The sequence below is a fragment of the Afifella sp. YEN Y35 genome (assembly GCF_047553465.1).
In the GTDB taxonomy this organism is placed as follows: Bacteria; Pseudomonadota; Alphaproteobacteria; order Rhizobiales; family Afifellaceae; genus Afifella; species Afifella aestuarii.
Window position 1 is genome coordinate 1,143,033 of sequence record NZ_CP180203.1, and the last position, 24,962, is coordinate 1,167,994.

Genomic DNA, 24,962 nt, shown 5'->3' on the forward strand with positions numbered 1-24,962 from the left:
CCCGCACAGTGCGCGCGGCCCTTTTATCTCGGACCACGCACAACCAGGATCTGCAGATCGCGAATTTTCTTACGCAACGTGTTGCGGTTGAGGCCGAGGAGCTCTGCCGCGCGGATCTGGTTGCCGTTGGTGGCGCCCAGTGCTGCGCCGATCAGGGGAACTTCGATCTCACGCAACACGCGATGATAGAGCCCAGGCGGCGGCAAAGCGTCGCCGAACTCGTTGAAGAGATTGGTCATGTGCCGCGCGACGGAATTCGAGAGGCTCTCTTCCTCCGCTGGGCGCGCGGATTCTTCCACGTCGCCGATCGGATCGAGCTCGTGACGAATCAGGTCCGAGGTGATCGTCTCCTGCGGATAGAGCGCGGTCAGGCGCCTGATGAGGTTTTCGAGTTCCCGCACATTCCCCGGCCAGCGATGGCGTTTGAGCACATCGAGCGCGTCATTCTCCATCGTCTTGACGGGCAAGCCTTCGCGCTCGGCTTGGACAAGGAAATGGCGCACGAGATCGGGAATATCATCGGTGCGCTCGCGCAATGGCGGCAGGCGGATCGGCACGACGTTCAGGCGGAAGAAGAGATCCTCACGGAAGAGGCCTTGGCGGATCAGGTTCTTCAGGTCCTTGTTGGTCGCCGCGACGATCCGGACATCGGTGCGGATCGGCGTACGGCCGCCGACGGTCGTATATTCGCCCTGCTGCAGAACCCGTAGCAGGCGCGTCTGCGCATCCATCGGCATGTCGCCGATTTCATCGAGGAAGAGCGTGCCGCCCTCCGCCTGTTCGAAGCGGCCGGCGGATCGGTGCTGGGCGCCGGTGAAGGCGCCGCGTTCGTGGCCGAAGAGCTCCGATTCGATGAGCTCCCGCGGGATGGCGGCCATGTTGACGGCGACGAAGGGGCCCTTGCGGCGCTTGCCGTAATCGTGGAGCGCGCGCGCCACCAGCTCCTTGCCGGTGCCGGATTCGCCGAAAATCGTGACGGTCAGATCCGTCTGCATCAACCGGGCAAGAACGCGGTAGATGTCCTGCATCGCCGGCGAGCGACCGACGAGCGGGATGGCCTCATCCTGCTGGTCGTGTTCGGCCATCACTTTCGAACGTGGTTCGGACAGTGCCCGACCGATCGTCGCGATAAGCTCCTTCAGATCGAAGGGCTTCGGCAGATAGTCATAAGCGCCGCGTTCAGATGCCTTGATCGCCGTCATGAAGGTGTTTTGTGCGCTCATGACGATGATCGGCAGCTCCGGCCGCACGCGCTTGATGCGCGGCAAGAGCTCGAAAGCGTTTTCATCCGGCATGACGATGTCGGTGACGACGAGATCGCCCTCGCCTTCCGCCACCCAGCGCCACAGCGTGGCGGCGTTCGAGGTCAGACGGACATTGTAGCCGGCGCGCGACAGCGCCTGGTTCAAGACTGTTCGGATCGCTGTGTCGTCGTCGGCGACGAGAATCGTGCTCTGACTCACGAGGCTCCATCCTCCTTCAGGTCGAGCTCGTCCGACGTCTGTTCGAGCGTCGGCATAAGAATGCGGAAAAGCGTGCGGCGGGGCTGGGATTCGCACTCGATGATGCCTCCGTGATCGCCGATGATCTTGGCTACGAGCGCCAATCCAAGACCCGTGCCATTCGCCTTCGAGGTGACGAACGGATCAAAGAGATGAGGCAGTACGTCGTCGGGCACGCCCGGTCCGTTGTCCATGACGGTGAATTCCAGCGGGAGGCTGACACGGCTTTGCGTCCCGGGAACCGACAAGCGAATCCCAGGCCGGTAAGCCGTGCGAAATGTTATTTCTGAATCTTTTTGATCTGCAAGGGCTTCTGCCGCATTCTTCACGAGATTTATGAAGACTTGCAGAAGCTGGTCGCGGTTTGCCAGGACCGGCGGCAGCGACGGATCGTATTCTTCGGTGATGCGGATGCCGCGCGCGAAGCCGGATGTGGCGAGTGTCTTCACTCGTTCCAGGACGCGGTGAATGTTGACCGGTTCACGCTCGATCGGGCGGGCGTCGGTGAAGGTCTCCATGCGATCGACCAGCCCTGCGATGCGGTCGGTCTCATCGCAAATGAGGCGGGTCAATGGGCGATCTTCCGGGCTCGCGGACGCTTCCAGGAGCTGGGCAGCGCCACGAATGCCGGACAGCGGATTCTTGATCTCGTGCGCCAGCATGGCGGCAAGGCCGGTGACGGTGCGCGCGGCCCCGCGATATGTCAGCTGTCGGTCGATCTTCTCCGTCACGGAACGTGGGAGGAGGAGAACCGAGACGCAGGCATCCGTCATGGAGACCGGCGTTGCGTAGATATCGACGAGCTTGTCGGAGCCGATGCGTGGCGAACTCATGTCGACGCGGTATTCGGCGATCGCCGCGCCGCGCGAACGGACCTGGTCGAGCAAGGGAAACAATGGGCTGCCGAAAGGCACGAGGCGTTCGAGGCCGTCGCGATGCATGACCGCGGAGCTTGCGCCGAAAAAACTCTCCGCCGCCTGGTTCGCGTTCAAAATGGTGTTGTCGGCATCGACCACGAAAATCGGATGCGGCAGCGCGTTGAGGATCGCGAGCGCCGGCACCCCCTCTTCTGCGTAAGGCTTCATCAGGCGGCCTCGCGCAAGGAAGCGGCATCCGCCCGAAGATCGGGCAAGAGGGCTGCGAGTTCGGCCTTTACGCACCGTGCCTCCGTTTCGCGCAGAAGCCTGCCGCGAGCAGCCTGCGCCGGTGCGTCCATCGCAAAATCGTCGAGGTACCAGGCAAGGTGTTTTCGGGCGATGCGAACGCCTGGAACCGGCCCATAGTGAGCCAGGATCATATCGTAATGCTCCATAATGAGGTCGGCACGCTCTCTCCCTTTCGGATCGGGTCGCGGGGTTTTGCCTTTGAGGACGTCGCCCACCTGACCGACGATCCACGGGCGCCCGTAAGCGCCGCGGCCGATCATCACTCCCGCCGCTCCCGAACGCCGCAGCATGTCTGGCGCATCTTCGGGCGTCGTCAGGTCGCCATTGGCGATGAGCGGAATGCGGACCGCTTGAGCCACGGGCCGGATAGCATCCCAATCGGCCTTGCCCTTGTAGAACTGGCTGCGTGTGCGTCCATGGACGGTCACCATGGCCACGCCCACGTTCTCCGCACGCTGCGCCAGCTCTGTCGCATTGAGCGAGGTATGGTCCCAGCCGAGGCGCATTTTCAGCGTGACCGGCACTTTGGCGGCGCGCACGGCGGAGGCGATCAGACGCTCGGCCATGTCGAGATCGCGCATGAGATGGGACCCGGCAAAGCCGCCGGTCACGCGTTTGGCGGGGCATCCCATGTTGATGTCGATGATTGCGGCTCCCGCCGCTTCGGCGATCCGCACGCCCTCGGACATGGCCTCCTCGTCGCGCGCGGCGAGCTGCACGACATGGAGGGAAAGGCCCTCGCCTTCCGCACGCAGCCGCGCCTCTTCCGATTGCCGCTGCACGGCGTCGCAGGCGACCATCTCGGAAATCACGAGCCCCGCGCCGTAACGCGCGGCGAGCCGCCGAAACGGGAGGTCGGACACCCCCGACATGGGCGCCAGCAGGGCGCGATTGGGAATCGACAGCCCGGCAATCTTCAAGCTATCGGTGGTGAGATCTGCGTCGGGCAATGATGAAAAATCCGGCAAAAACTATGTTTGCCGATAATCTAGTCATGTCTACGGCTTCGGCAAGTCCGTGAGCGAGGTTTCGGTACACATGAACGGTGAAGAAGGCAATGTTGCGCCACGCTCGTCCGCACGACCCAGATATGCAGCCCTGATCGTGGCTGCCGGGCGGGGTCACAGATCCGGGCTCGGCCTGCCGAAGCAATATGCGCAAATCGGCGGGATGGCGGTGTTGCGTCGCACCTTGCTCGCTTTCCAGGAGGCCGCCGAGATCGACGTCATCCGCTGTGTCATCCATCCGGATGACCGTGCTCTTTACGACGAGGCGGTGGCTGGTTTGTTCGGGATCGGAGAGCCGATCGCCGGCGGAGCGACACGACAGATCTCGGTGCGTCTCGGGCTCGAAGCACTTTCGGACGAGCGGCCGGAGATCGTCCTCATCCACGATGCGGCGCGCGCTTTCGTCTCGCGCGAGCTCATAGCCCGGATGACGACGGCAACCGACGACAAGACCGGAGCGGTTCCGACGCTCGCGCTCTCTGACTCGTTGAAGCACGTCGAGGACGGCGTCGTCTTGGGGACGATCGAGCGATCGAGCTGTCGCGCCGTCCAGACGCCGCAAGTTTTTCCATTCCAACCCATTTTGGACGCGCACCGGGCCGCTGCGGAACGCGACGACCTGACCGATGATGCGGCGGTCGCAGAGGCGGCCGGCCTCCATGTGCGCTCCGTCGAAGGCGATGAAAGGAACATCAAGCTGACTACTTCCGAAGATTTTGCGCGAGCTGCTGCCCATCTGGCTCCGGCGCGCGAATATCGCGCAGGTCAGGGTTTTGACGTGCATGCCTTTTGTCCGGGCGACCACGTCTTCCTATGCGGCGTGAAGATCGATCACGACATGGCCTTGGAGGGTCATTCGGATGCCGATGTCGGGCTGCATGCCCTCACCGACGCCATCTATGGCGCGATCGGCGAAGGCGATATCGGACAGCACTTCCCGCCGAGCGACCCGCAATGGAAGGGTGCAGATTCAGAGATCTTTTTGAAGGCTGCTGTTGAACGCGTGGCCGCTCGCGGGGGAGCGATCGTCAATGTCGACGTGACGCTGATCTGCGAAGCACCGAAGGTCGGAACGCATCGCGAAGCCATGTCGGAACGACTGTCCGAGATGCTCGGGATCGCCCGGCACCGTATCAACGTCAAGGCGACGACGAGCGAGAGGCTCGGCTTTACCGGTCGGCGCGAAGGGATCGCTGCTCTCGCCGCCGTCAGCGTCGCGCTGCCGGGAGACGGCGATGCGTGATCTCGAAACCAAGGCGATCGAACTTCTTAATCTCTGCAAGGACAAGGGCATTCGGCTGGCAACGGCCGAATCCTGCACCGGCGGCGGCATCGCGGCCGCGCTCACCGATATCCCCGGCTCATCCTCCGTCTTCGAGCGCGGCTTCGTCACCTATTCCAACGAGGCCAAGACAGAGCTTCTCGGCGTGCCGAAGACGCTCATCGACGTTGAGGGGGCAGTCAGTGAAGCCGTGGCGCGGGCGATGGCGGAAGGTGCCCTCGCCCATTCGCATGCAGATATGGCGGTCTCAGTCACAGGCGTTGCAGGGCCCGACGGCGGAACCGAGGAAAAGCCTGTCGGGCTTGTCCATTTTGCGGTGGCACAGCGCCATGGCGCGACCGCTCACCGCGAGAGCCGGTTCGATCCTCTCCTCGGTCGCGAAGGGATCCGGCGCGAAAGTGCGATCCTCGCACTCAATTTTCTGATTGGAATGGTGCAGGCGGCGCCTGGTCAGAAAGCGAATTAAGCCTCCGCTCAGGCGCGGGAAGGCGCGGCTTCTGTCCCGTAGAGGGCGTCTGCGCGCCGCTCGAAGGATGAGGCAAACGTCCGGAAGACGCGGTCGAACATCGCGCCCATCAGGGTGGCGAGCGTCCGGCTCTTGAACTCGTAATCGATGCAGAAATGGATCTTCGCCTGGTTTTCCCCGAGGCGCTCAAAGGTCCAGATATTCTCCATCGTCCGAAACGGCCCATCGAGGTAATCGGCCCGGATGGACAGAGCCTCACGGTCCAGGGTCACCTTGCTGGTAAACGTCTCGCGCAGCATCTTGTAGCCGACGGTCATGTCGGCGACGAGGATCGTACGACCCTCGATCTGCTTTCTTCCCCGCACGTTCAGCCTTTCGCAGAACGGCACGAATTGCGGGTATTTCTCCACGTCCGCGACGAGATCGAACATCTCCTCCGCGGAGTGGCTGACGGTGCGGGAAGTCTCGTGATGATGCATGGGATCAGCTGGCGAGTGCAGCGCGGGCCTTGCGCAGGCGAGCGAAATCGTCTCCGGCGTGGTGGGAAGACCGCGTCAAAGGGCTCGCCGACACCATGAGAAAGCCTTTGGCATAGGCGATTGCCTCGTAACTTTTGAAGCCCTCAGGGGGGACGAACTCTTTCACCGGATAATGCTTGCGCGAGGGCTGCAGGTACTGGCCCATCGTCAGGAAGTCGACCTCGGCCGTCCTGAGATCGTCCATGAGCTGCAGCACTTCATTGCGTGTCTCCCCGAGCCCGACCATGATGCCGGACTTGGTGAACATCTCCGGGTCGAGCTCTTTCACGCGCTGCAGAAGCCGGATCGAATGGAAATACCGGGCACCCGGCCGGACCTTGAGATAAAGTGACGGCACCGTCTCCAGATTGTGGTTGAAGACGTCGGGACGCGCTTCGACGACGATCTCGAGCGCACCCTTCTTGCGCAAGAAGTCCGGTGTCAGAACCTCGATGGTCGTCTCCGGCGTCGCCTCGCGAATGGCGCGAATGACAGCTGCGAAATGCGCCGCGCCGCCATCCTCGAGGTCGTCTCGGTCGACAGAGGTCACCACCACATGCTGCAGGCCCATCTGGGCGACGGCGTGCGCGAGATTCTCCGGCTCGTCCGGATCCACAGGCCCCGGCATGCCGGTGCGCACATTGCAGAACGCACAGGCGCGCGTGCAGGTCTCGCCAAGGATCATGAACGAGGCGTGCTTCTTTTCCCAGCACTCGCCGATATTGGGACAGCCCGCCTCCTCGCACACCGTGACGAGTTTGTTCGACCGAACGATGCCGGCCGTATCGCGGTAGCCTTGGGAGACGGGAGCCTTGACGCGGATCCAAGCGGGTTTGCGCTGGATCGGCGAATCCGGCCTGCGGGCCTTCTCTGGATGACGCGGCCGAGCGGTTGTCTCGGGCGCGCCATCTTCAGAAGGTTCGATTGTGTTGATGAGAGTGACCAAAACTCTTGACTATCTGCGGCCGCGAACTGCGCGGTAACCAAAAATGAGAAGGCAGGCGCCGATCACGGCAACGACCAGCTGGCCGATGAAACCACCCAGCGTCGAACCAAAGAGACCGACCAGTATGGCGTTCAAAATAACGGCGCCGAGAATACCCAAAATGATGTTCGTCAGCAGGCCGTGATCGGCCTTCATGACCTTTTCGGCGATCCAGCCGGCGAGACCGCCGATAAGGATCGTCATAATCCAACCAAAACCTTCCATCCCCGTCTCCTCTAGATTGCTTTCAGCCCTGTCGGGCACGAGTTCATACGTGGATAACGCGGTCATACGCGTCAAGAACGCTCTCGTGCATCATTTCCGAGAGGGTCGGATGCGGGAACACCGTGTGCATCAACTCTTCTTCCGTCGTTTCGAGGTTCATCGCGACAACGAATCCCTGGATCAGTTCCGTCACTTCGGCACCGATCATATGAGCACCCAGAAGCTCCCCTGTCTCTGCGTCAAAAATCGTTTTGACGAGCCCGTCCGGCTCCCCGAGCGCGATGGCCTTGCCGTTGCCGATGAAGGGGAAACGCCCGACGCGAACCTTGCGTCCGGCTTCCTTGGCTTTGGCTTCGGTCAGTCCGACGGAGGCGATCTGCGGATGACAATAGGTGCAACCCGGGATCTTGAGCTTGTCCATCGGGTGCGGCTCCATGCCCTTGATCGCCTCGATGCAGATGACCCCTTCGTGCTCGGCCTTGTGCGCGAGCATCGGCGGACCCGCGACATCGCCGATCGCATAGACCCCTTCGACGCTCGTCCGGCCATAGGGATCGGCCGCAATCAGCCCCCTCTCCGTCTTCACGCCGAGCTCTTCCAGGCCGAGACCGTCGATATTGCCGACCACGCCGACCGCCGAGATGACCCGCGCGAAGGTCTTCTTCTCGCTCTTGCCGTCTTTCGTCTCGATCGTTGCCGTAACGTCGTCTGAGCCTTTCTCAAGCTTCGAGACCTTCGCTTCGGTCAGGATCTTGATGCCCTGCTTTTCAAGGCGCTTCCGCGCGAGCGATGAGATTTCCGCATCCTCGACGGGGAGGATCTGCGGCAGCACCTCGACCACCGTCACGTCGCAGCCGAGCGTGTGGTAGAAGGAAGCGAATTCGATCCCGATCGCGCCGGAACCGACGACGAGAAGCGATTTCGGCAAGCTCTTCGGTGCCATCGCCTCGAAATAGGTCCAGACGAGCTTCTGGTCGGGCTCGAGGCCAGGAAGAACCCGCGGGCGTGCGCCCGTCGCCACGATGATGTGCTTGGCGGAGTACTGACCGGGCTCGAGCGCCCCCTTCGGAGCGGGCTCGTCGCTCGGCGACACCTCGATCTTGCCCTTGCCCGCAAGCTTCGCCCTGCCCCAGATGACGTCGATCTTGTTCTTCTTCATGAGGAAGCCGACGCCCTGGTTGAGCTGACCGGCGACATTGCGCGAACGCTTGACGACGGCGCCCATGTCGAAGCCGACTTTTTCCGCCGTCAATCCGTAATCGCCGGCCTTCTGCATGTAATGGAAGATCTCGGCGGAGCGCAGCAAGGCCTTCGTCGGGATGCAGCCCCAATTGAGGCAAATTCCCCCGAGGTGGCGCGCTTCGACGATGGCGGTCTTGAAGCCAAGCTGCGCGGAACGGATAGCCGTCACGTAGCCGCCGGGTCCTGCGCCAATGACGACTACGTCATAAGATTTATCCGCCATTTCGCCTCGCCTGATCCTCTTTTCATGGTCCTGCCGGATTGCTCCGGAGGCTGCAAGGTAATGGCCGCAGCGTTTCGATCAAGAAGGAAGGGGGCGGAAGCTGCCATGCACCGCCCTCTCCTTTTCTCAAGCTCGTCCTGCACCGGGGACGAGATCAGGTCGACGGCAACGCGTAGGCGATGATTGAGTCACCCGTTTTCGTGCCGAGGGATCCGTGACCGCCGGCGACGACCAGGAGATATTGTTTCCCGTCAACGGCATAGGTCATCGGGGTCGCCTGGCCGCCGGCGGGCAGCCGATCTCGCCAGAGTTGCTCGCCGGTCGTCGCATCAAAGGCGCGAACATAATAATCGAGCGAGCCGCTCATGAAGGCGAGATTGCCGGCCGTCAGGATCGGTCCGCCGAGGTCCGGCACACCCATTTTGAACGGCAGCGGGATGGGCGAGCGATCACGCACGGTCCCGTTTCGGTGCATATAGGCCACCTTGCCCGTGGTGAGGTCCGCACCCGCGACGTAGCCCCAGGGCGGAGCCTGACAAGGAAGCCCGATCGGTGAGGTGAAGGGCTTCAGGCTCACCGCGAACGGGGCCCCGTAATTCTCGTTGAGGCCGGGTTTGCCCTCCGAAACGTAGTTCTTCTCCGGATTTTCCCGAGGGATGAGCTTGGAGACGAAAGCGAGATAGGACGGCGTGCCGAAGACGATCTGGCGGACCGGGTCGACGGCGACGCCGCCCCAGTTGAAGACGCCGAAATTGCCCGGATGGACGAGACTGCCTTCCGTCGAGGGCGGTGTGAAGCGGCCTTCCCAGCGATACTGGTGGAATTCGACACGGCAAACGAGCTGGTCGAACATGGTGGCGCCCCACATGTCGTGCTCGGTGAGCCGCGGCGGCTTCAGCGAAAGTGCCGATGTGGGCTGCGTCTTGGCTGCGTGATCTCCCTTGGCCGCACCTTGCGGCGCGGGCTCTTCGGTGACGGGGAGAATGGGATCGCCCGTCCGCCTGTCGAGCACATAGATGTCACCCTGTTTCGTCGCCTGAACGACGGCTGGAACCGTGTCCCCATCGATCTGAAGGTCGATCAGGCTCGGTTGTGAGGGCACATCCATGTCCCACAGATCGTGGCGCACGGTTTGAAACACCCAGCGAAGTTCGCCGGTGACGAGATCGAGTGCCACGATCGAAGAAGAGAAACGCTCGGTTTCCGGTGTGCGGTTGCCGCCCCATTGGTCGGGTGGAGCGTTGCCGAGCGGCACGTAGAGGAGACCGAGTTCCGGATCGGCACTCATGGTCGTCCACGAATTGGGCGAGTTGGCCGTATAGGTCTCGCCGTCAGCAATCGGCGTCGTTTCATCGGGCCGGCCGGAATCCCAGTTCCAAAGGAGATCGCCCGTGTCGATGTCGTAGGCACGGATGACGCCCGATGGCTCTGTCGTCGAGACGTTGTCGTTGACCGAGCCGCCCACGACCACGAGACCGCGCGCAATCACCGGCGCGGAAGTCGAATAATAGAAGCCCTCCTGGAGGTTCGGCATGTTCGCCCAAAGATTGACATGGCCGTTCTCGCCAAAACTGCGACACACCTCGCCCGTTTCCGCATTGAGAGCGATCAGGCGGGCATCGGATGTCGGCAGATAGATCCGCGTCGGGCACTCCGTTGCGGTCGCGCTGTCAGATCCTTCGAGCGATTGGTAATAGGATACGCCGCGGCAGGTCTGATGCTGCCGGCTCGCTTCGGTCCCAACTTCGGGATCGAAGCGCCATTTTTCCTCGCCAGTCGAGGCGTCGAGAGCGATCGCCAGATTGTGCGGCGTGCAGAGGTAGAGCGTGTCGCCGATCTTGAGCGGCGTGACCTCGTAGGTGGTTTCCTTCGGGTCGCCCTGCCGCCTCGTGTCGCCGGTATGATACTGCCAGGCGACCTTGAGATGGTCGACATTGCCGGCATGAATCTGGTCGAGTGGGGAATATTTCTGGCCGAACTCGGTGCGCCCATAGGCCGGCCAATCCGCCTCGGGCACTTCTGTGGCCTCGCCCGAGGGCCCGGTCTCCGCGTCGGCCATTCGTGCCGCCGGAAGCTGTCCCTGGAGATCGGCGGACGGCGTTGCGAGCGCATAGATGGCGACGCCCACGGCAAGAACCAGCGAGACGCCGAGCGGGATCCCCGCCCCGCGCCAGGGGGCAGGCCGCGGGTCAAAAAAATCGCGCTTCAATGAGCGCGTTACGAAAGGCAGAAGCAGCCAGATACCGATGAGGACGACGATGTCGCCGCGCGGAGCCAGTTGCCACCAATCGAAGCCCGCCTCCCAGATCGCCCAAACGAGCGTGCCGAGGACGACGGCAGCGTAGACGTAAAGCGCGGCCGCGCGATGCATGAACAAAAGGATGCCGGTGGCCAGAAAGCCGACAGCGGCAAGAATGTAATACCAGGAGCCACCGAGGGCTGCGAGCCAGATGCCCCCGACGGCAAGGGCAGCGCCCAGCAATGCGATGGCGATGCCAGTGATTGTGGCGACCAAATTCTCTCCTCCGGGATGGTTGATGTCTTACCAACACGGAAGGAGGCTCTCGGTTTCCCGCCAACGCCAGAATCCTTTGCCGGCGGAGATTGCGGGTGGGTCCTTACGCCGGACGAGGCCTTTTCAGTTCATTTCTTTGGGCTTGGGCTTGCGTCTTCAGCGGGCGATTCAACGGGCAGTCCGGCCTTCTTCCACGCCCCGAAGCCACCCTCGATATGTGCGACGGGCGTCAAGCCCATCTCGGCGGCGCGGCCAGCCGCCAGCGCCGAGCGCCAGCCTGCCGCGCAGAAGAAAATGAATGGGCGGTCTTCGGCGAAGACCGGCTTGTGGTAGGGGCTCGCCGGATCGATCCAGAATTCGAGCATCCCTCGCGGGCAATGTATGGCGCCTGGGATCCTTCCCTCGCGCTGCAGCTCTCGGATATCGCGCAGATCCACGAGGACCGCCTTGGCCTGGTCCTGCCGCCGGAACGCCTCATCGGCGCCCACGGTTTCGATTGTCGCCTCGGCCTCGTCGATGAGCTGACGGTAGCCTTTGACGATTTGCTGCGGCATGGGTTTCTCCTGCTTCTCCGCCTCTTTAGCTAGGCAGTCTTCAGGAAGAAATGCAAACGCTTCGGCGTGGGAGAGCCGTCGCGGCTAAGGGCAATAAAAAACGCGGGACCTTTCGGCCCCGCGTACTGCGCGATTTCCTAGGATGAATGCGGTCAGCTGACCGCCACCGTAGTCGCTCCGCCACTGACCACCAGCGAGATCACCAGCAGCAGTCCTGCACAGACCACAAAGGTAATCGCCGCCGCCCGCCAGCAGGACGGCTCGTTCAAATCGGGCATCAAATTCCCCTTTGTCCCCTGGTGAGGAGGGAGTCCTTGGACCCTCCCGACACCGAAAACCGTTACAATTTGCCAAAGCTGACTTCAAGCTGAAGATGGCCCAAATTTGCCACCTTTTCGCCTCAATCGCGTTCGGCATCCACCTTGCCCGCCGTCGCCAAATATCAACGCATCCTCGGCTTACGCGAGGCCTGCGCCGATGAAAAAGCATTCGCGACTAGAAAAGTTGGGCGGTCCACTTCATCCTTCGTTCCCGCCGGTCCGCCCCTGCGCAGGCTACGCTGCAGGGGCGTTCGAGGGTGACCGAGAGGCTGATGGCCTTGGGCCGATCAGCGGCGGGAATGTGGCGATGAGCGCGAGAGAAAGCAAGTCTTAATAGAGGTTAACGGCTGCGTCATCCACATAGCAGCCATACATAAGACGCTGGGCTTCTTTCTCCCTATAAGCCTCTGAAAGTTAACATGTTTAGAGTGGTGCCTTGGGGTCGGCATGTGGCCGTGCGCCACCCCTCGCCCGGCTCGAGCGCGCTTTGTCTGTCGGCGAGGCCTCTGCGCTCGGGGGCCGCGAAACCCGCACTTCGACGGGCTCGCTCAAGACGACTTGCCGATGCGGGAATGGGATGGACACACCCGCCTCCTTGAAGGCGTCCCAGCAGGCGAGAAGCACCTTGCCGCGCACATTGGTGAGACCGTTCTGGGGATCGCGGATCCAGAAGCGAAGAATGAAATCGATCGAGGATTCGCCGAAGCCCGTCATCCAGCAGACCGGCGGAGGCGCCTGATGAACCCGCTCGACGGATTTCGCCGCGTCGATCGCAAGCCGGCTCACCTGGTGCGGATCGGACGAGTATGCGACGCCGAAATGTACGTCGAGGCGAATCAAGGTGTCGGTGAAGGACCAGTTCACCACCTGCTGGGTGATGAAATCCTCGTTCGGAATCAGGAATTCCTTGCCGTCACGGGTGACGACGGACACGAAACGGGCACGCAGCTCGCGGATCCAGCCAAACGTCTCGCCGAGTGAAATCGTGTCTCCCGGTTTGATCGACTTGTCGAGAAGGATGATCATGCCGCTGATAAAGTTCGACACGACCTTCTGGAGGCCGAAGCCGATGCCGACGCCGACCGCGCCGGAGAAGACGGTGAGCGCGGTGAGGTCCACACCGACGGCCGAGAGAGCGGTTGCCGCCGCCGCGACGATGAGCGCGAATTTGACGACTTTTCCGAGAAGCACGCGGATCGTGGGCGTCAGATCGCTGGCGCGCTCGAGCCGCTGCTCTACGAAATTGCCGAAGGTCACGGCGAGCCATAAGAGCCCGCTCAAAAGGAAGATCGCCTGGAGCAGAAAGAGCAGTGACAGGCGGAAGGAGCCGATCTGGAGCGCAGCGGCATCGAGCAATGTGGTCGCCTCATCGAGGAGGCCGGTGATGCGCAGTGCCACGAAGGCCCAGGCCAGAACGGCGACCATACGGCCGAGCGCTCGATTGCGAATGAGCTTCGAGACGACGGAGATCAGCACCCAGGCCGCCACCAGCGAGGCCGCAATCGTCAAGAGGTAGGTGCGGCTCGGCCAGGTCACCGTGCGCATGACCGTCAGGACGGCCAGCAAGATGAGGGAAAGAACGATCCAGTTGGTGCGCCGCAGGAGGAGTGCGAGGAATCTGAGAAGACGGGGCTGTCCTCGGATCGCCCTCACCCGCGGTTCGAGGCGTGCTTCAGCAAAGCGCCCGACAACGATACTCAAAAGGATTGCGGCGACGATGATGGCGACCTGGATCAACATCCAAGGGCGCATGAGCATTTCGACGAAAGCCAGCAGGCCCGTCTCCGCATCGCCGAGCAAGGCGGCGACATTTCCGTCGATGAGTTCGTCCAAGGGCAAGACCTTCCGCCTTCAATGACGTTCTTAACGCAGCCAGGCTCTCAGACGATCCTTTCGGATGGGTGCAACGTCGATCGCTACGGGCCGGGAAAGAGCGTGTCGATGCGTCCCGTCCAGTAATAGGCAAGCAGCCCGACCCATTCGCGGAACGCAACATCGGTGCGCCGAAGTCCGTCGCTAACGGTGGCGAAGGGGCGCATCCAATCATCGGGCGCAGCCCGGAAGTCCACCGGATAGGCCGTGACCGGGAAGCCTGCGGCGCGAAATACGCCGACAGCTCGCGGCATATGAAAGGCCGATGTCACCAGCCACCAGGTTTCATCCGCTCGCGGTTTGGCAATTTCCTTCGAGAAGCGAGCGTTTTCTGCCGTATTGCGGGAGTTGGATTCGATCGTCACGCGCTCCGGCGAGAGCCCGAAACGCTCAATGGCTTCTCCGACGAGTTCGCCCTCCGTCTTCCTGCCCCCGCCGGTCAATGCACTGCTGCCTCCTGTGAAGACGATGCGGGCCTGCGGATAAGTCCGCGCAAGGCGCAGGAGAGCGAGAATGCGGTCTCCCGCTTCGGTCAGCTCGAGCCCGGCGTCGCGCTCCCCACTCACCCGATCAGAGAGAGCGCCGCCTAAGACGATGATGCCATCCGGGGCAGGTTCGTCCGACGCGGGCTGCTCGAAGCGGTTCTCCAGCGGCAGGATCAACCAGTTGGCCACCGGACCAAGTCCACAGGCCAGGATGCCGACGAGCCCGGCCGCCGCCACGACAGCGCCGACGCGAAACGACCACAGCATCTGAACCACGACGCCGAAGATCGTCAGAATGACGAGCGCATTCGAGGGAGCGAGAAAGAAGCCCGCAACCTTTGAGATTATGAAAAACATCGGCTCCTGCCCGATCGACGAATCATCTCCGGACTGGCCGAAGATGATGGCTCATATCACGGGAAGGCGCAGACGAAGGGTGCCGTCATGCAAAGCCTCAGGCCGCCTCGTCCCAGTCAGGTGCCCAATCCGGATCGATGGTGCGGCCATCCGGACGCGCCAGCGCCGAGATCCGCCCCATTTCATCGGGTGTCAGAGCAAAATCAAATATATCGTTGTTTTCGTTTACTCTTTTTGCCTTAGAGGAGCGCGGGATCGCAACCACCCCCTCCTGCTGGATATGCCAACGCAGAATGACCTGGGCGGGTGTCCGCTCTTTCTCTTCGGCGATCTCCCGCACGACCTCTTCATCCAAGACCGCGCCGCGGGCGATCGGCGCGTAAGCTGTCAGCGCGAGGCCGTGTTTGCGGCAGGCCGCATGAACGATGCTCTGATCGAGATAGGGGTGATACTCGACCTGGTTTGCGACGATCGGCTCATCGGCGTGGCGCATCGCGGCTTCGATGAGGGTGGCCGGAAAATTCGAAACGCCGATGTGTTTGGTCAGCCCCTGCTTCTTCGCCTTGCACAGGCTTTGGATCTGTTCGTCGAACGGGATCGACGGGCTCGGCCAATGGATCAGCACGAGGTCGGCCTGGTCGATTTGGAGACGCTTCAGGCTTCCCTCGACAGATTTCTGGAAATCCCCGTCGCGAAGATTCTCGTGCCATACCTTGGTGGTCATGAAGATGTCGTCGCGCGGCGTGACATGGTTTGCGAGGGCGTCGCCGACCGCTTCCTCGTTGTCGTAGGCTTCAGCGGTGTCGATGTGTCGATATCCGGCGTCGAGCGCGACCTCCACCATGTGGCGGCAGACATCGTCCCGCAATCGCCAGGTCCCAAAACCGAGCGCCGGAATCTCGGCGCCATTCGCCGTGACGGTGAGTGTCATAGTGTGCTCCTTTGTCTCTCGAAGCCCAACCTGGCGCGTCTCGGCCGGGCTTCAAGCCAGCAAGGGAGCTCGGCGATCAGCTCTGCCGCGCGGCGCGACGGCTCCTCAATTCGCGCTCGATCTTCTCGCCTTCCGCGCCCCTCTCCTCCACGCGCTGAAGCAGCGCCTGAATGATGGAGCGCTCCTCGTCCTGGAGATCGTTCATAAGGGCACTCTCGGCGACGAGCCGCGCATGGCGCTTATAGACCTCACGCAGACTGGGTTGGATGGAGGCTGCGGCGAGGTCTCCCAGAGTGCGCAGAAGCGCTTCGTTCATCACGAAGACCTCCTTTCCCGCCTGACGCAGCGGATTGATGACCGAACCCACGAGCTCCTCAAAATGCATCGGCTGGGGCACCAGCATCACGTCGCGCTTCTCGTTCCAACGAATTGCCGGGGTCAGGTCGCGTCCGTCGAGCAATGCAAGCGAGGCCGCGAGATGGTTGGCGCAGGCGACCGCCGTGAAGACGTCGTTGACGCCGGGCGACAGCGCCCGCAGTGCGATTTCGACCAGTAGCCTGAATCGTGCGGGCAGATCCTGAAAGTAGGTGCGCGACGAACCGAGGATGACCGCGTCACGCACGAGGCCGGCAAAGCCGTCCGGCATTTCCTCGCAATCGATGCGCGCCAGAGGCTTGCGTTTAATGACGAAGTCGCCCGGCTGCACCAGCATTTCGATCATGCGGATATTGTCGTCCGCGGCGTCGACGATGGCCTCGTAGCTGATGGAGGACACATACCCCTCGGCGTCGGCAAAAATGATGGCGCCGTTGGCCGGCTTTGGCTCCGGGAGGGCGAGACCCTCGGTGGATTTCGCGTCCTTCAGGTGGGACTGGAGAGCCTCCTGCAGATTGCCGGCGACGCGCGCCACAATGTGATCGACGCTGACCTGATCGGTGATGTGATTGACGAAGACGACGAGAAACGACAACGCCACGATGACGAGCAGAATGGCGAGGCCGATCGAGATGGTGCGGGTCTCGATGAAGGTGCCCACGTAGTAGAGGATCGTCAGACTGTACGTGAAAACCGCGAGCTGCATTCCCAGCGTCAGGCGTGTCAGCCGATCCTGCCGCAAGTCCTGAACGAGGCGTGGCCCAAGCGACGTCGCCGCCAGGTTCCGGATCAGGAGAGACAGAGAATAGACGATCGAGGTCGCCGAGATCGTCGCCGCGGCGATGGTGCTCAAAATCGCGCGGGCCGTATCCGGCTGGATCTCGCGGAAAAAGTGATTCCCGAGCAGTTTCTGCAGCGCGCGCCACTGATCGAGCTCGAGCGAAATCAGAGCCGCAACCCATCCCGCAGCACCGATCACAAGCGGGATGAACCAAAAGCTCGTCAGGATATTCTGCAGGCGGAAGCGCCATCGCTCCAGACGGAGGAGGCCGCGAATATCTAGAAACAAGGCCGGCCTACACTTTCCATCCCGTCAATGAGCGCTTCTCTCGGTTCAGCTTAAGGGCAGAACGAGCGCCTTCCGTGCGGCGGGACGTTCCATGATCCGCGCGCAATAGGCCTCAACGTTCGGCGCCGGCGCGCGTTCGAGCGGCAGGTTAAGCCAGCGCAAGACGATCGCACCTATGGCGATGTCGCCCATGGTGAACGTTTCCCCGCAGACGAATGGCCGGTCGCCCAGCCATTTCTCGAGAATCGCAGCGCAGGCTTCACCCTTCTTCTGGCTGGCCGAGACCGCCGCATGATCACGTGCATCCTCGGGCTGACGAATGAGATTGTAGAATGCGGGGCCGATCGCCGGACCGAACGTGGTCGTCTGCCAGTCCATCCAACGGTCCGCATCGGCGCGAACTCTGAGGTCGTTCGGCCACAACGCGCCCGCGCTGTGCTGTGCGCAAAGATATCGAACGATCGCATTCGATTCCCACAGGACGAAATCATCATCGACCAGCACCGGCACGAGGCCGTTGGGATTCATTTTGCGGAATTCAGGGGTGTCGACATGTCCATGCTGACGTCCCGCCAAAACGAGATCGTAGCTGAGACCGATTTCGTCCAGGCAGAAAACCACTTTCTGGACATTGATCGAATTGGGGCGGCCGTAGATTTTGAGCATGCAGGAAGATGCGTCGCCGCACAGCGATCCGTCAATCACGGCGTGCTGCGATCTTCGAAATGTCTGGGGGATTGAAAGGCTCGGACTCTTCTGTGGGACGTTCGGGTCTGTGGGGCGTCCGGGCGCCCTGTGGTGTGCCTCACCAAGGGATGCGCCGATTTTTCGCGCGCTTTGAGCGCCGGGAAAGAACGCAAGTCTAATTGTCGGCGAGACTGTGTTGAGGCACCACCAGATCCGACTGGCGACCACAACAGCTTCGACGGGAGGCACCGTGGAAAACGACTCAAATCCGCAGACCGCGCCAAGCTCGGTCCCCTGGCCACCCATCATCGTGGCCGGATCAGTGTTTCTCGGGCTGCTCCTCGCCTATATCGCGCCCCTGCCCTGGCCCGATTCAGACGGCGCCCTGCGTGGTCTCGGAGGCTTGATCGTTCTTGCCGCTCTCGCGATCGACCTGTGGGGTTATAGAACCTTCAAGCCCCACAGAACGACCCTGCGACCCGATCGGGCGGCCTCCGCCCTCGTGACCGAGGGCCCGTTTCGATATTCCCGCAATCCGTTTTACGTCGGCAACGTCATGCTCGTTGTCGGGCTCGGACTCGCCTTCGCCAATTGGTGGCTGGTTTTGCTCGCGCCGGTCGCGTTGGTGCTGATGGATCGCCTCGCTGCACAGCCGGAAGAGAAGCACCTCGAAGACGCTTTCGGCGCAGAATATCTCGCCTACAAGGCGCGCGTCGGCCGGTGGCTGTAAGCGCTACGGCGAGCCCGACTGGCCGCCAGCTTCAGAAGTTCGGCCAAAGTCCGCGAGTGGCGAGCTCAACGACGTTGCCGTCTGGATCGCGAAAATAGAGGCTGCGCCCGCCGCGCGGCCAGCTGACTTCGCTGAGGATAGCGATGTCCTTCGCCTGCAGATGGCGTTTCCACTTACCGTAGCTGTCGGTGGCGATGCGGAAGGCGAAATGCGCCGGGCCTTCAGAATGATGGCCCGGAATCACTCCGCCCGCCGTCTTTGTGTCTTCCAGCGTATCGCCACGATGAAATACGAGGAGAACCTCGGATGGTCCCACCGCGTAGGTCATCATCCGCGACGTGCCGGTCATACGCTCCAAACCGAGCGTTTCTCCGTAGAAGCCATGGGCTGCCGCCAAATCCGCGACATAGACGGCGGTTTCTAGAATGCCCTCGATCTTTGGGGCCGCAGCTTTCTCAACGTTCGTATCTGACATAGGCGGTCAATGTTCCAACTTGGTCATAAAGGGCACGTGCGCGTCGGTTCGAAGCCTCTGTCTGCCAGTAAACCTTGTCGGCATTCTGCGCTTCCGCTTCGGCGAAGACGGCGTCCATCAAAGCCCGGCCGGCACCGAGCCCGCGCGCGTCCGATGCCACGAACAGGTCTTCGAGATAGAGCCGATCGGCGATCGCCCACGTTGCCGGATGAAAGAGACAATGGGCAAAACCGACAAGCCGGTCGGCATCGTAGGCGCCAAGCGCGAACATCGCGCCCTTTTCCAAAACCAGCCGACGCCACGTCACATCGCACACTTCCGGCGCGAGATCGACACCATAGAAGGCGAGATAGGCCTGCCACAGAGGCTCCCAGGCGGAACGGTCGGAGGCTTTCAATCTGCGGATATTGACCGTCATCGAATCAAAGCCCTGTCTGACTTCTCAACCAGCGTCTCCAGGTTTTTTCGTCACCGTTGAACGCGTTGCGGTCAACAGCGCCCTTGATTCCGTCGACGCGACCGGTGGCCGTAAACTGCCAGAACAGGAACGGCCGGTTCTTGAAGCGCTCCTTCGGCTCGGCCGCGACGCTGCGCAGCCAGAACGGGTAATCCTTATAGCGTCCTTCCAGAATGTCCTTATGGAAGTTGATGTCGGTGTAGATGATCGGCTTCTTGCCGGTGTGCTCTTCCATCGCCTTCAGGATCACATCGATCTTGGCGAGAGCCTCTTCCTTGGAGATTTTGTGAGGGCAGCTCTGCGATTGATGATTCCATTCCAGGTCGAGAACCGGGGGAAGCTGGGTCTTATCCTGCGGCACGGCGAGCTGGTACCACAACGCCTGTTCGGCCGCCGTTCGGCACCAATACATGAAATGGTAGGCGCCGCGCGGGACGCCCGCACGGGCTGCGGCTTCCCAATTGTCGTAGAAATTCTCGTCGACATGGTCACCGCCCTCCGACACCTTGATGTAGGCGAAGCGAATGCCGTCGGCGCGGACCCGATTCCAGTCGATATCTCCCTGATATTTGGAGATGTCGATGCCCTGGACGGGCATGGCATGGGCGCGTGCCACGCCCGGATGCGGGTCTGAATCCGGCAGATATTTGATTGCAGCTCCGCCGCAGCCGGTGAGCAAGAGGCCTGCGAGAAAAACAGGCGCCAGCCTGCGGTACGAAACGGGAAATGCGCGCGTCATGTAAGCCGTCCCCAAGGATCGGCCCTTCATGGACGGTTAGCCTTTATCGGTCGTTAATGACGCACCCTGGGGGCCCGGCCGCTGAGAAATCTTTTTTCTGCGTGACATCGGCGCCGTCACGAAATGGCGAACCACCAGGCTGCAAGGCCCAAGAATGCGAAGAAGCCCACCACATCGGTGACGGTCGTAACGAAGACGGAAGAGGCAATCGCGGGGTCGGCACCGGCTTTTTCCAAAGCGAGTGGAATGAGAATGCCGGCGAGCCCAGCGGCCACCATGTTGATGATCATCGCAACGGCGATAATCCCGCCCAGCTGGGTGCTGGAGAACCATAAGCCTGCCACGACCCCTATGATGATCGCGAAGAGGACGCCATTGGCGAGGCCTACGAGGGCTTCCCTTGAGATGAAGCGTATCGGATTGATGGTTTCGATGTCACGTGTCGCCAGAGCCCGCACGGCCACCGTCATGGTCTGAGTGCCGGCATTTCCGCCCATCGAGGCAACGATCGGCATGAGCACGGCAAGGGCCACCATCTGCGAGATGGTGCCATCGAACAGGCCGATGACCGCCGATGCGAGCAGCGCCGTGCCGAGGTTGAGCAGCAGCCAAATGAAGCGAGAGCGAACCGCGCTCACGAAGGTATCCGTCAGCTCTTCGTCGCCGACACCAGCGAGGCGCTTGATATCTTCGTCGGCCTCTTCCTCGATGACGTCGACGATATCGTCAATGGTGATCACACCAACGAGCCGATCGCTTTCGTCGACGACACCGACGGAGAGAAGGTTGTAGCGCTCGAACAGACGAGCGACCTCTTCCTGGTCGTCTGTCGCGGAGACCGAATGGGTGACTTCGCCCATGATTTCTTCGATGCGCACGGGCCGCTTCGTGCGCAGCAGACGATCGAGCGACACCGTGCCGAGGAAACAGAACCGCGGATCGACGACGAAGACTTCGGTGAAATCGTCGGGCAGCCGATCATCTTCCCGAAGAAAATCGATCGTCTGCCCCACGGTCCAGAAGGGCGGAACCGCGATGAACCGCGTCGTCATTCGACGACCGGCCGATTCCTCCGGATAGTCGAAGCTGCGCTCCAGCTTGATTCGCTCGGCAAGCGGCAGCGCGGCCAGGATCTCCTCACGATCCTCGTCCGCGAGATCCTCGAGGATGCCGATCGCATCGTCCGAATCGAGTTCGCGGACGGCTTCGGCGATGGCCGTATTGGGGATCGTTTCGAGAATCTCGTCGCGGACGGTTTCGTCGACCTCGGTCAGCGCCGTCCAGTCGAAATCGCCGCCCATGAGGGCGATCAGCGCCTCGCGTTCTTCGCGGCTGATCGCCTGCAGAACATCGCCGAGATCTGATTCGTGGAGATCGCCGATCAGAACGCGCAGTCGCTCGGCGTCGCTCGTCTCGATCGCCTCCGAGACCGCCGCCAGGTAGGCACCGTTGAGCGAGCCTTCCTCGTCGCGAACTTGCGGAAGCGCCGTCTCTTCGTCTTCGCGTGGGAGCGTATCTGTCTGCATCGCACGTCTTTAGGGCTGCGGCTCGACCGGGTCCAGCGGAGCCGGCCAGAAACGCCGGTGTTGCAGACAATAAAAAAAGGTGGCCGAAGCCACCTTTTTAAATTGGTGCGGTCGAGAGGACTCGAACCTCCACGGGTTGCCCCACAGCGACCTCAACGCTGCGCGTCTACCAGTTCCGCCACGACCGCGAAATCCTGCGCCGGTCAAGCCAGCGCGCGGTCATGTAGCAAATGGTCGGAGCCGAAACAAGGCCAGTCTCGCCACAAGATGCGCTTTCCCAAAATGACGCGGTCGGACGGGGCTCGGTACGGGTCACGCGCACGGGGCGGCCGCTGTCGCCTTTGCCAGGTCTGGCCTTTGCCACCCCTCGCCTTTGCTGGCGCCGAGGATTATGTGATCCGCCATGACCTCATTGCCTGAAGCCCCTGCACGGGGCGTCCAATCTCTTGCCGGAGGTGAGAGACAAACCGAACGTCTATGGCCCGCTCATCCAGGTGCGCCGGTCGAGCTGCGGGTTTCCAACGGACCGATTCCGTACGAAGCCGCGCTGACCTTCATGGAAGAGCGCGCTGCCGCGATTCGTGCCGGCGAGGCTCCAGAATGCCTGTGGCTTCTCGAACACCCCCCGCTTTACACCGCCGGAACGAGCGCTCGTGCTCAGGACCTGCTGACGCCCGAGCGTTTTCCTGTCTTCAAGACCGGCAGAGGCGGGCAATACACGTATCATGGGCCGGGCCAGCGGGTCGCCTATCTGATGCTCGACCTGGAAAAGCGGCAAAGGGATATCCGCGTCTATGTGCGCTGCCTGGAGGCATGGCTGATCTCGGCTCTGGTGCGTTTCGGCGTGACCGGAGAGCGCCGCGACGGGCGGGTCGGAATCTGGGTGCAGAGGCCGGACAAGCCCCCGCTCTTTGACGGTTCACCGACCGAAGACAAAATCGCGGCTCTGGGCGTGCGGGTCCGCCGCTGGGTCACCTTTCACGGCATATCGCTCAATGTGGCGCCCAATCTTGAGCATTTCTCCGGGATTGTCCCCTGCGGAATCACGGCCTACGGCGTCACCAGCCTCAAGGATCTCGGCATCTCCGCGAATATGGCGGATGCAGATCGGGCTCTCATCGCTGCCTTCGAAGACGTCTTCGGCCCCCTCGCCCGCGAACCGTGAGCGCGCGCTCGAGCACGAGCTACGGCGCGGCCATCACTGTCCAGGTCTTGGCCGTCTTGCGAATGTAGAGGTAGGTGCGGCTTTGTTCCGGCTCGGTGCCGGCAGGGGCGAGCTGCACCGTCACGGAGACCCGGGTCAGGTTGTCGGGCAAGCCCGGCTCCTTCAGCGTCTCCAGAAACGCCTGCTGAACCGCCTGACGAGCCTCGAAAAAGCTCAGAGGCCGGCTTTCGGGTGTCAGGAGCACTTTCACATGCCCCTCGCGAGGATCGTCCTCAGGCATGAAATGCAGACGCACATTGGCCACTCTGTCGCTGGAATGGTCCGCAGCAAGCATCGTATTCCGGCCGTCCAAAGGTCTGCCGGACGCCACGCCGGATGCCGCGGCCGCACCGATTGCGAGCCCGCAGAAAAGCGCCCAACGCAGCCTTGAGCCTTTCGAAGACGGCATCATCCCAACCCGTTCGCCTTGCAGGCGCAAGCCTACCTTAACGAAGAGTTGAAACGTTAATTCAAACTTAAATCAATGTTAACGGCCGAGATGCTCCACGCGGAAGGGCCCGCTTTGGGGCTCCCCTCCGCCAACCACCTCGACGGACTCGACCGAGGCCAGAGCCGGTCCCGAGCGCAACGCAGCGAGCATCTTGTCCACATTGTCGACCGGGCCGGTGAAGACAGCCTCCACCGCCCCGTCGCTCCGGTTTGCCACCCAGCCCGAAAGGTCGAGGTCACGCGCCTTGCCTTTGGTCCACGCCCGGTAAGATACGCCCTGGACACGTCCTTTTATGACCACTCGAACGGTCTTATCTGCCACGATCACCGTGCCTTTGACGTCATTGCGCTGCGTCGGCCAAGAGGGAACCCTGGCGCAGGTGCTCTTCGGTCTCCTGGATCCAGTCCCGCACAATCGGGACGGCATCCCTTTGGCGGGACAGGATAAGCTGGAAGACCATGTTGGAGCCGTGCACGAAGCCGAGTTCCACCGCTGCCAGATAGAATTCCCACATCCGGACGAAGCGCTCGTCCATCAATTCGATCGCCTTGTCGCGGTTGGCCTGGAAGCGATTGTACCATTCTCTGATCGTATAGGCGTAGTGGAGGCGGAGCACCTCCGCATCGCAGACCCATAGGCGGTTGCGCTGCGTCGCCGCAAAAACCTCCGATATGGCCGGCACATAGCCGCCGGGGAAAATGTACTTGTTGAGGAATGGCCCTGTGATTCCCGGCGGTGACATGCGGCCGATCGAGTGCAGCACCATGAAGCCGTCGGGCTTCAACAGGCTGAAAACCTTTCGGAAGAAGGCATCGTAGAAACGATAGCCGACATGCTCGAACATTCCGACCGAGACGATGCGGTCATATTCGCCTTCGATTTCACGGTAGTCCTTCTCGACGAATTCGACCCGGTCGGACAGGCCTTTTTCTTCGACCCATCGGCGGGCCGCCGCCAGCTGTTCCGTTGCCGGATTGACACCGACGACCTCGACATCAAACGTCTCGGCCAGAAAGATCGCAAGACCTCCCCATCCGGAGCCGATCTCCAGGACCTTCATTCCGGGCTGGAGCCGAAGTTTCGCGCCGATATGGCGCAGCTTTGCGAGCTGGGCCTCCTCCAGCGTCTCGTGATCCGGGTCACGCCAATAGGCGCAGGAATACTGCATCCGATCGTCGAGAAAGAGGCGGTAGACATCCTCTTTGACGTTGTAATGATGCTTGGCGTTCTGCTTCGACCTGCCTGGCATGTTGTTCTGATGCCAGCGTCTCAGAGCGCGATAGCCGGTGTTGACGACGGTCTGCGCCGGATGGGCGGAGAGGTAATCCTGATTGATCGAAAAGAGCCTCAAGAAGTCATGGACCGTGGCACCGTTTTCGAATGTCAGTGTCCCGTCCATATAGGCTTCCGGAGCGACGAGCTCCGGATTCATCGCCATCTGCCAATGAAGCTTCGGATCATGCAGGTGCATGGTCACAACCGGGCCGGGCTTCTTGCCGCCAAAAAGATGCTCGCGACCTTCGGCGTCGATCAGAGTGAGCCGACCATTGCGCACGAATTGTCGAAGGATGCTTTTCAGGAGCCACATCGGGAAAAATC

The 24,962-nt window shown here is 61.8% G+C and carries 26 protein-coding genes and 1 tRNA gene; 4 read left to right on the forward strand and 23 right to left on the reverse strand.

What is annotated here, in order from left to right; translation table 11 throughout:
- Positions 1 to 23 precede the first annotated feature (23 nt).
- Genes ntrC through dusB form a run of 3 tightly spaced genes read right to left on the reverse strand, consistent with a single transcriptional unit; the run spans position 24 to position 3,540 of the window.
- Complete coding sequence (ntrC, locus tag ACK8CP_RS05545; RefSeq protein WP_234627985.1) at positions 24 to 1,463, reverse strand: nitrogen regulation protein NR(I); 1,440 nt, start codon at positions 1,461 to 1,463, stop codon at positions 24 to 26.
- Positions 1,460 to 2,587, reverse strand: a complete 1,128-nt coding sequence (locus ACK8CP_RS05550; RefSeq protein ID WP_414833617.1) for a two-component system sensor histidine kinase NtrB — start codon at positions 2,585 to 2,587, stop codon at positions 1,460 to 1,462. Before ACK8CP_RS05550 ends, ntrC begins: the two co-directional genes overlap by 4 nt.
- Positions 2,587 to 3,540, reverse strand: a complete 954-nt coding sequence (dusB, locus tag ACK8CP_RS05555; protein ID WP_414834194.1) for a tRNA dihydrouridine synthase DusB — start codon at positions 3,538 to 3,540, stop codon at positions 2,587 to 2,589. Before dusB ends, ACK8CP_RS05550 begins: the two co-directional genes overlap by 1 nt.
- A 166-nt stretch (positions 3,541 to 3,706) precedes the next feature.
- On the opposite strand from dusB, the gene ACK8CP_RS05560 reads away from it, so the two are divergent.
- Positions 3,707 to 4,918 carry a bifunctional 2-C-methyl-D-erythritol 4-phosphate cytidylyltransferase/2-C-methyl-D-erythritol 2,4-cyclodiphosphate synthase gene (locus tag ACK8CP_RS05560; protein ID WP_414833618.1) on the forward strand — a complete coding sequence of 404 codons (1,212 nt, stop codon included), beginning with the start codon at positions 3,707 to 3,709 and terminating at the stop codon, positions 4,916 to 4,918.
- Positions 4,911 to 5,423, forward strand: a complete 513-nt coding sequence (locus ACK8CP_RS05565; protein WP_414833619.1) for a CinA family protein — start codon at positions 4,911 to 4,913, stop codon at positions 5,421 to 5,423. The genes ACK8CP_RS05560 and ACK8CP_RS05565 overlap by 8 nt, the downstream gene beginning before the upstream one ends.
- 8 nt (positions 5,424 to 5,431) lie before the next feature.
- Here ACK8CP_RS05565 and ACK8CP_RS05570 read toward each other — a convergent pair whose 3' ends face one another.
- From ACK8CP_RS05570 to ACK8CP_RS05625, 12 genes are all read right to left on the reverse strand, one after another.
- Positions 5,432 to 5,902, reverse strand: a complete 471-nt coding sequence (locus ACK8CP_RS05570) for a type II toxin-antitoxin system RatA family toxin (protein ID WP_234627981.1) — start codon at positions 5,900 to 5,902, stop codon at positions 5,432 to 5,434.
- Positions 5,903 to 5,906: 4 nt separating this feature from the next.
- The gene (gene lipA / locus ACK8CP_RS05575) at positions 5,907 to 6,887 is read right to left on the reverse strand and encodes a lipoyl synthase (protein ID WP_234627980.1); all 981 of its coding nucleotides are present in this window, start codon (positions 6,885 to 6,887) and stop codon (positions 5,907 to 5,909) included.
- Positions 6,888 to 6,896: 9 nt separating this feature from the next.
- Complete coding sequence (locus ACK8CP_RS05580; RefSeq protein ID WP_234627979.1) at positions 6,897 to 7,151, reverse strand: GlsB/YeaQ/YmgE family stress response membrane protein; 255 nt, start codon at positions 7,149 to 7,151, stop codon at positions 6,897 to 6,899.
- Positions 7,152 to 7,194: 43 nt separating this feature from the next.
- Positions 7,195 to 8,616, reverse strand: a complete 1,422-nt coding sequence (gene lpdA / locus ACK8CP_RS05585) for a dihydrolipoyl dehydrogenase (RefSeq protein ID WP_414833620.1) — start codon at positions 8,614 to 8,616, stop codon at positions 7,195 to 7,197.
- 154 nt (positions 8,617 to 8,770) lie between these two features.
- Positions 8,771 to 11,131, reverse strand: a complete 2,361-nt coding sequence (locus ACK8CP_RS05590; protein WP_414833621.1) for a glucose/quinate/shikimate family membrane-bound PQQ-dependent dehydrogenase — start codon at positions 11,129 to 11,131, stop codon at positions 8,771 to 8,773.
- Between the two features lie 128 nt (positions 11,132 to 11,259).
- On the reverse strand, positions 11,260 to 11,685 hold the full coding sequence (locus ACK8CP_RS05595; protein WP_414833622.1) for a rhodanese-like domain-containing protein: 426 nt from the start codon (positions 11,683 to 11,685) through the stop codon (positions 11,260 to 11,262).
- A gap of 152 nt (positions 11,686 to 11,837) precedes the next feature.
- Positions 11,838 to 11,963 (reverse strand): hypothetical protein, encoded by a 126-nt coding sequence (locus tag ACK8CP_RS05600; protein WP_255701274.1) that lies wholly within the window; start codon positions 11,961 to 11,963, stop codon positions 11,838 to 11,840.
- Between the two features lie 465 nt (positions 11,964 to 12,428).
- Positions 12,429 to 13,763 carry a mechanosensitive ion channel family protein gene (locus ACK8CP_RS05605; protein WP_414834195.1) on the reverse strand — a complete coding sequence of 445 codons (1,335 nt, stop codon included), beginning with the start codon at positions 13,761 to 13,763 and terminating at the stop codon, positions 12,429 to 12,431.
- 158 nt (positions 13,764 to 13,921) lie between these two features.
- Complete coding sequence (locus ACK8CP_RS05610; RefSeq protein WP_414833623.1) at positions 13,922 to 14,719, reverse strand: YdcF family protein; 798 nt, start codon at positions 14,717 to 14,719, stop codon at positions 13,922 to 13,924.
- Between the two features lie 97 nt (positions 14,720 to 14,816).
- Positions 14,817 to 15,650: an aldo/keto reductase gene (locus tag ACK8CP_RS05615; protein ID WP_414833624.1), complete on the reverse strand. Its 834-nt coding sequence runs from the start codon at positions 15,648 to 15,650 to the stop codon at positions 14,817 to 14,819.
- 76 nt (positions 15,651 to 15,726) lie between these two features.
- Positions 15,727 to 17,094, reverse strand: a complete 1,368-nt coding sequence (locus ACK8CP_RS05620; RefSeq protein WP_414833625.1) for a DUF2254 domain-containing protein — start codon at positions 17,092 to 17,094, stop codon at positions 15,727 to 15,729.
- A 45-nt stretch (positions 17,095 to 17,139) separates the two neighbouring features.
- The gene (locus ACK8CP_RS05625; RefSeq protein WP_414833626.1) at positions 17,140 to 18,090 is read right to left on the reverse strand and encodes a glutathione S-transferase family protein; all 951 of its coding nucleotides are present in this window, start codon (positions 18,088 to 18,090) and stop codon (positions 17,140 to 17,142) included.
- Positions 18,091 to 18,103: 13 nt separating this feature from the next.
- On the opposite strand from ACK8CP_RS05625, the gene ACK8CP_RS05630 reads away from it, so the two are divergent.
- The gene (locus ACK8CP_RS05630) at positions 18,104 to 18,511 is read left to right on the forward strand and encodes a methyltransferase family protein (protein WP_414833627.1); all 408 of its coding nucleotides are present in this window, start codon (positions 18,104 to 18,106) and stop codon (positions 18,509 to 18,511) included.
- A 31-nt stretch (positions 18,512 to 18,542) separates the two neighbouring features.
- Here the strand turns inward: ACK8CP_RS05630 and ACK8CP_RS05635 are convergent, their stop codons facing one another.
- The 5 genes from ACK8CP_RS05635 to ACK8CP_RS05655 all read right to left on the reverse strand — a co-directional run bounded on the left by ACK8CP_RS05635 (position 18,543) and on the right by ACK8CP_RS05655 (position 21,896).
- The gene (locus tag ACK8CP_RS05635; RefSeq protein ID WP_414833628.1) at positions 18,543 to 18,986 is read right to left on the reverse strand and encodes a VOC family protein; all 444 of its coding nucleotides are present in this window, start codon (positions 18,984 to 18,986) and stop codon (positions 18,543 to 18,545) included.
- Positions 18,967 to 19,404 carry an N-acetyltransferase family protein gene (locus ACK8CP_RS05640; RefSeq protein ID WP_414833629.1) on the reverse strand — a complete coding sequence of 146 codons (438 nt, stop codon included), beginning with the start codon at positions 19,402 to 19,404 and terminating at the stop codon, positions 18,967 to 18,969. Before ACK8CP_RS05640 ends, ACK8CP_RS05635 begins: the two co-directional genes overlap by 20 nt.
- Before the next feature lie 4 nt (positions 19,405 to 19,408).
- Positions 19,409 to 20,182 (reverse strand): GH25 family lysozyme, encoded by a 774-nt coding sequence (locus ACK8CP_RS05645; protein ID WP_414833630.1) that lies wholly within the window; start codon positions 20,180 to 20,182, stop codon positions 19,409 to 19,411.
- 116 nt (positions 20,183 to 20,298) lie between these two features.
- On the reverse strand, positions 20,299 to 21,708 hold the full coding sequence (gene mgtE / locus ACK8CP_RS05650; RefSeq protein WP_234627966.1) for a magnesium transporter: 1,410 nt from the start codon (positions 21,706 to 21,708) through the stop codon (positions 20,299 to 20,301).
- 103 nt (positions 21,709 to 21,811) lie between these two features.
- A tRNA-Leu gene (locus tag ACK8CP_RS05655) sits at positions 21,812 to 21,896 on the reverse strand.
- A gap of 215 nt (positions 21,897 to 22,111) precedes the next feature.
- On the opposite strand from ACK8CP_RS05655, the gene lipB reads away from it, so the two are divergent.
- Entirely contained in the window at positions 22,112 to 22,873 is a 762-nt protein-coding gene (gene lipB, locus ACK8CP_RS05660; protein WP_414833631.1) for a lipoyl(octanoyl) transferase LipB, read from the forward strand.
- A gap of 19 nt (positions 22,874 to 22,892) precedes the next feature.
- On the opposite strand, the gene ACK8CP_RS05665 is transcribed toward lipB, so the two are convergent.
- From ACK8CP_RS05665 to ACK8CP_RS05675, 3 genes are all read right to left on the reverse strand, one after another.
- Positions 22,893 to 23,207, reverse strand: a complete 315-nt coding sequence (locus ACK8CP_RS05665; RefSeq protein WP_128294058.1) for a hypothetical protein — start codon at positions 23,205 to 23,207, stop codon at positions 22,893 to 22,895.
- 192 nt (positions 23,208 to 23,399) lie between these two features.
- Positions 23,400 to 23,684 carry an acylphosphatase gene (locus ACK8CP_RS05670; RefSeq protein WP_414833632.1) on the reverse strand — a complete coding sequence of 95 codons (285 nt, stop codon included), beginning with the start codon at positions 23,682 to 23,684 and terminating at the stop codon, positions 23,400 to 23,402.
- Positions 23,685 to 23,703: 19 nt separating this feature from the next.
- A complete protein-coding gene (locus tag ACK8CP_RS05675) occupies positions 23,704 to 24,951 on the reverse strand; it encodes an SAM-dependent methyltransferase (RefSeq protein ID WP_234627962.1) in 1,248 nt (415 codons plus the stop codon).
- Positions 24,952 to 24,962 lie beyond the last annotated feature (11 nt).

What these genes read in the sequence shown, in the direction of transcription:
- ACK8CP_RS05550 (WP_414833617.1), bottom strand. Translation starts at nt 2,587, where the DNA reads ATGAAGCCTTACGCAGAAGAGGGGGTGCCGGCGCTCGCGATCCTCAAC.
- dusB (WP_414834194.1), bottom strand. Translation starts at nt 3,540, where the DNA reads ATGTCGGGGGTGTCCGACCTCCCGTTTCGGCGGCTCGCCGCGCGTTAC.
- ACK8CP_RS05560 (WP_414833618.1), top strand. Translation starts at nt 3,707, where the DNA reads ATGAACGGTGAAGAAGGCAATGTTGCGCCACGCTCGTCCGCACGACCC.
- ACK8CP_RS05565 (WP_414833619.1), top strand. Translation starts at nt 4,911, where the DNA reads ATGCGTGATCTCGAAACCAAGGCGATCGAACTTCTTAATCTCTGCAAG.
- ACK8CP_RS05570 (WP_234627981.1), bottom strand. Translation starts at nt 5,902, where the DNA reads ATGCATCATCACGAGACTTCCCGCACCGTCAGCCACTCCGCGGAGGAG.
- ACK8CP_RS05580 (WP_234627979.1), bottom strand. Translation starts at nt 7,151, where the DNA reads ATGGAAGGTTTTGGTTGGATTATGACGATCCTTATCGGCGGTCTCGCC.
- lpdA (WP_414833620.1), bottom strand. Translation starts at nt 8,616, where the DNA reads ATGGCGGATAAATCTTATGACGTAGTCGTCATTGGCGCAGGACCCGGC.
- ACK8CP_RS05595 (WP_414833622.1), bottom strand. Translation starts at nt 11,685, where the DNA reads ATGCCGCAGCAAATCGTCAAAGGCTACCGTCAGCTCATCGACGAGGCC.
- ACK8CP_RS05600 (WP_255701274.1), bottom strand. Translation starts at nt 11,963, where the DNA reads ATGCCCGATTTGAACGAGCCGTCCTGCTGGCGGGCGGCGGCGATTACC.
- ACK8CP_RS05605 (WP_414834195.1), bottom strand. Translation starts at nt 13,763, where the DNA reads ATGCTCATGCGCCCTTGGATGTTGATCCAGGTCGCCATCATCGTCGCC.
- ACK8CP_RS05610 (WP_414833623.1), bottom strand. Translation starts at nt 14,719, where the DNA reads ATGTTTTTCATAATCTCAAAGGTTGCGGGCTTCTTTCTCGCTCCCTCG.
- ACK8CP_RS05615 (WP_414833624.1), bottom strand. Translation starts at nt 15,650, where the DNA reads ATGACACTCACCGTCACGGCGAATGGCGCCGAGATTCCGGCGCTCGGT.
- ACK8CP_RS05625 (WP_414833626.1), bottom strand. Translation starts at nt 18,090, where the DNA reads ATGATGGGTGGCCAGGGGACCGAGCTTGGCGCGGTCTGCGGATTTGAG.
- ACK8CP_RS05635 (WP_414833628.1), bottom strand. Translation starts at nt 18,986, where the DNA reads ATGTCAGATACGAACGTTGAGAAAGCTGCGGCCCCAAAGATCGAGGGC.
- ACK8CP_RS05640 (WP_414833629.1), bottom strand. Translation starts at nt 19,404, where the DNA reads ATGACGGTCAATATCCGCAGATTGAAAGCCTCCGACCGTTCCGCCTGG.
- ACK8CP_RS05645 (WP_414833630.1), bottom strand. Translation starts at nt 20,182, where the DNA reads ATGACGCGCGCATTTCCCGTTTCGTACCGCAGGCTGGCGCCTGTTTTT.
- mgtE (WP_234627966.1), bottom strand. Translation starts at nt 21,708, where the DNA reads ATGCAGACAGATACGCTCCCACGCGAAGACGAAGAGACGGCGCTTCCG.
- lipB (WP_414833631.1), top strand. Translation starts at nt 22,112, where the DNA reads ATGACCTCATTGCCTGAAGCCCCTGCACGGGGCGTCCAATCTCTTGCC.
- ACK8CP_RS05665 (WP_128294058.1), bottom strand. Translation starts at nt 23,207, where the DNA reads ATGCTTGCTGCGGACCATTCCAGCGACAGAGTGGCCAATGTGCGTCTG.
- ACK8CP_RS05675 (WP_234627962.1), bottom strand. Translation starts at nt 24,951, where the DNA reads ATGTGGCTCCTGAAAAGCATCCTTCGACAATTCGTGCGCAATGGTCGG.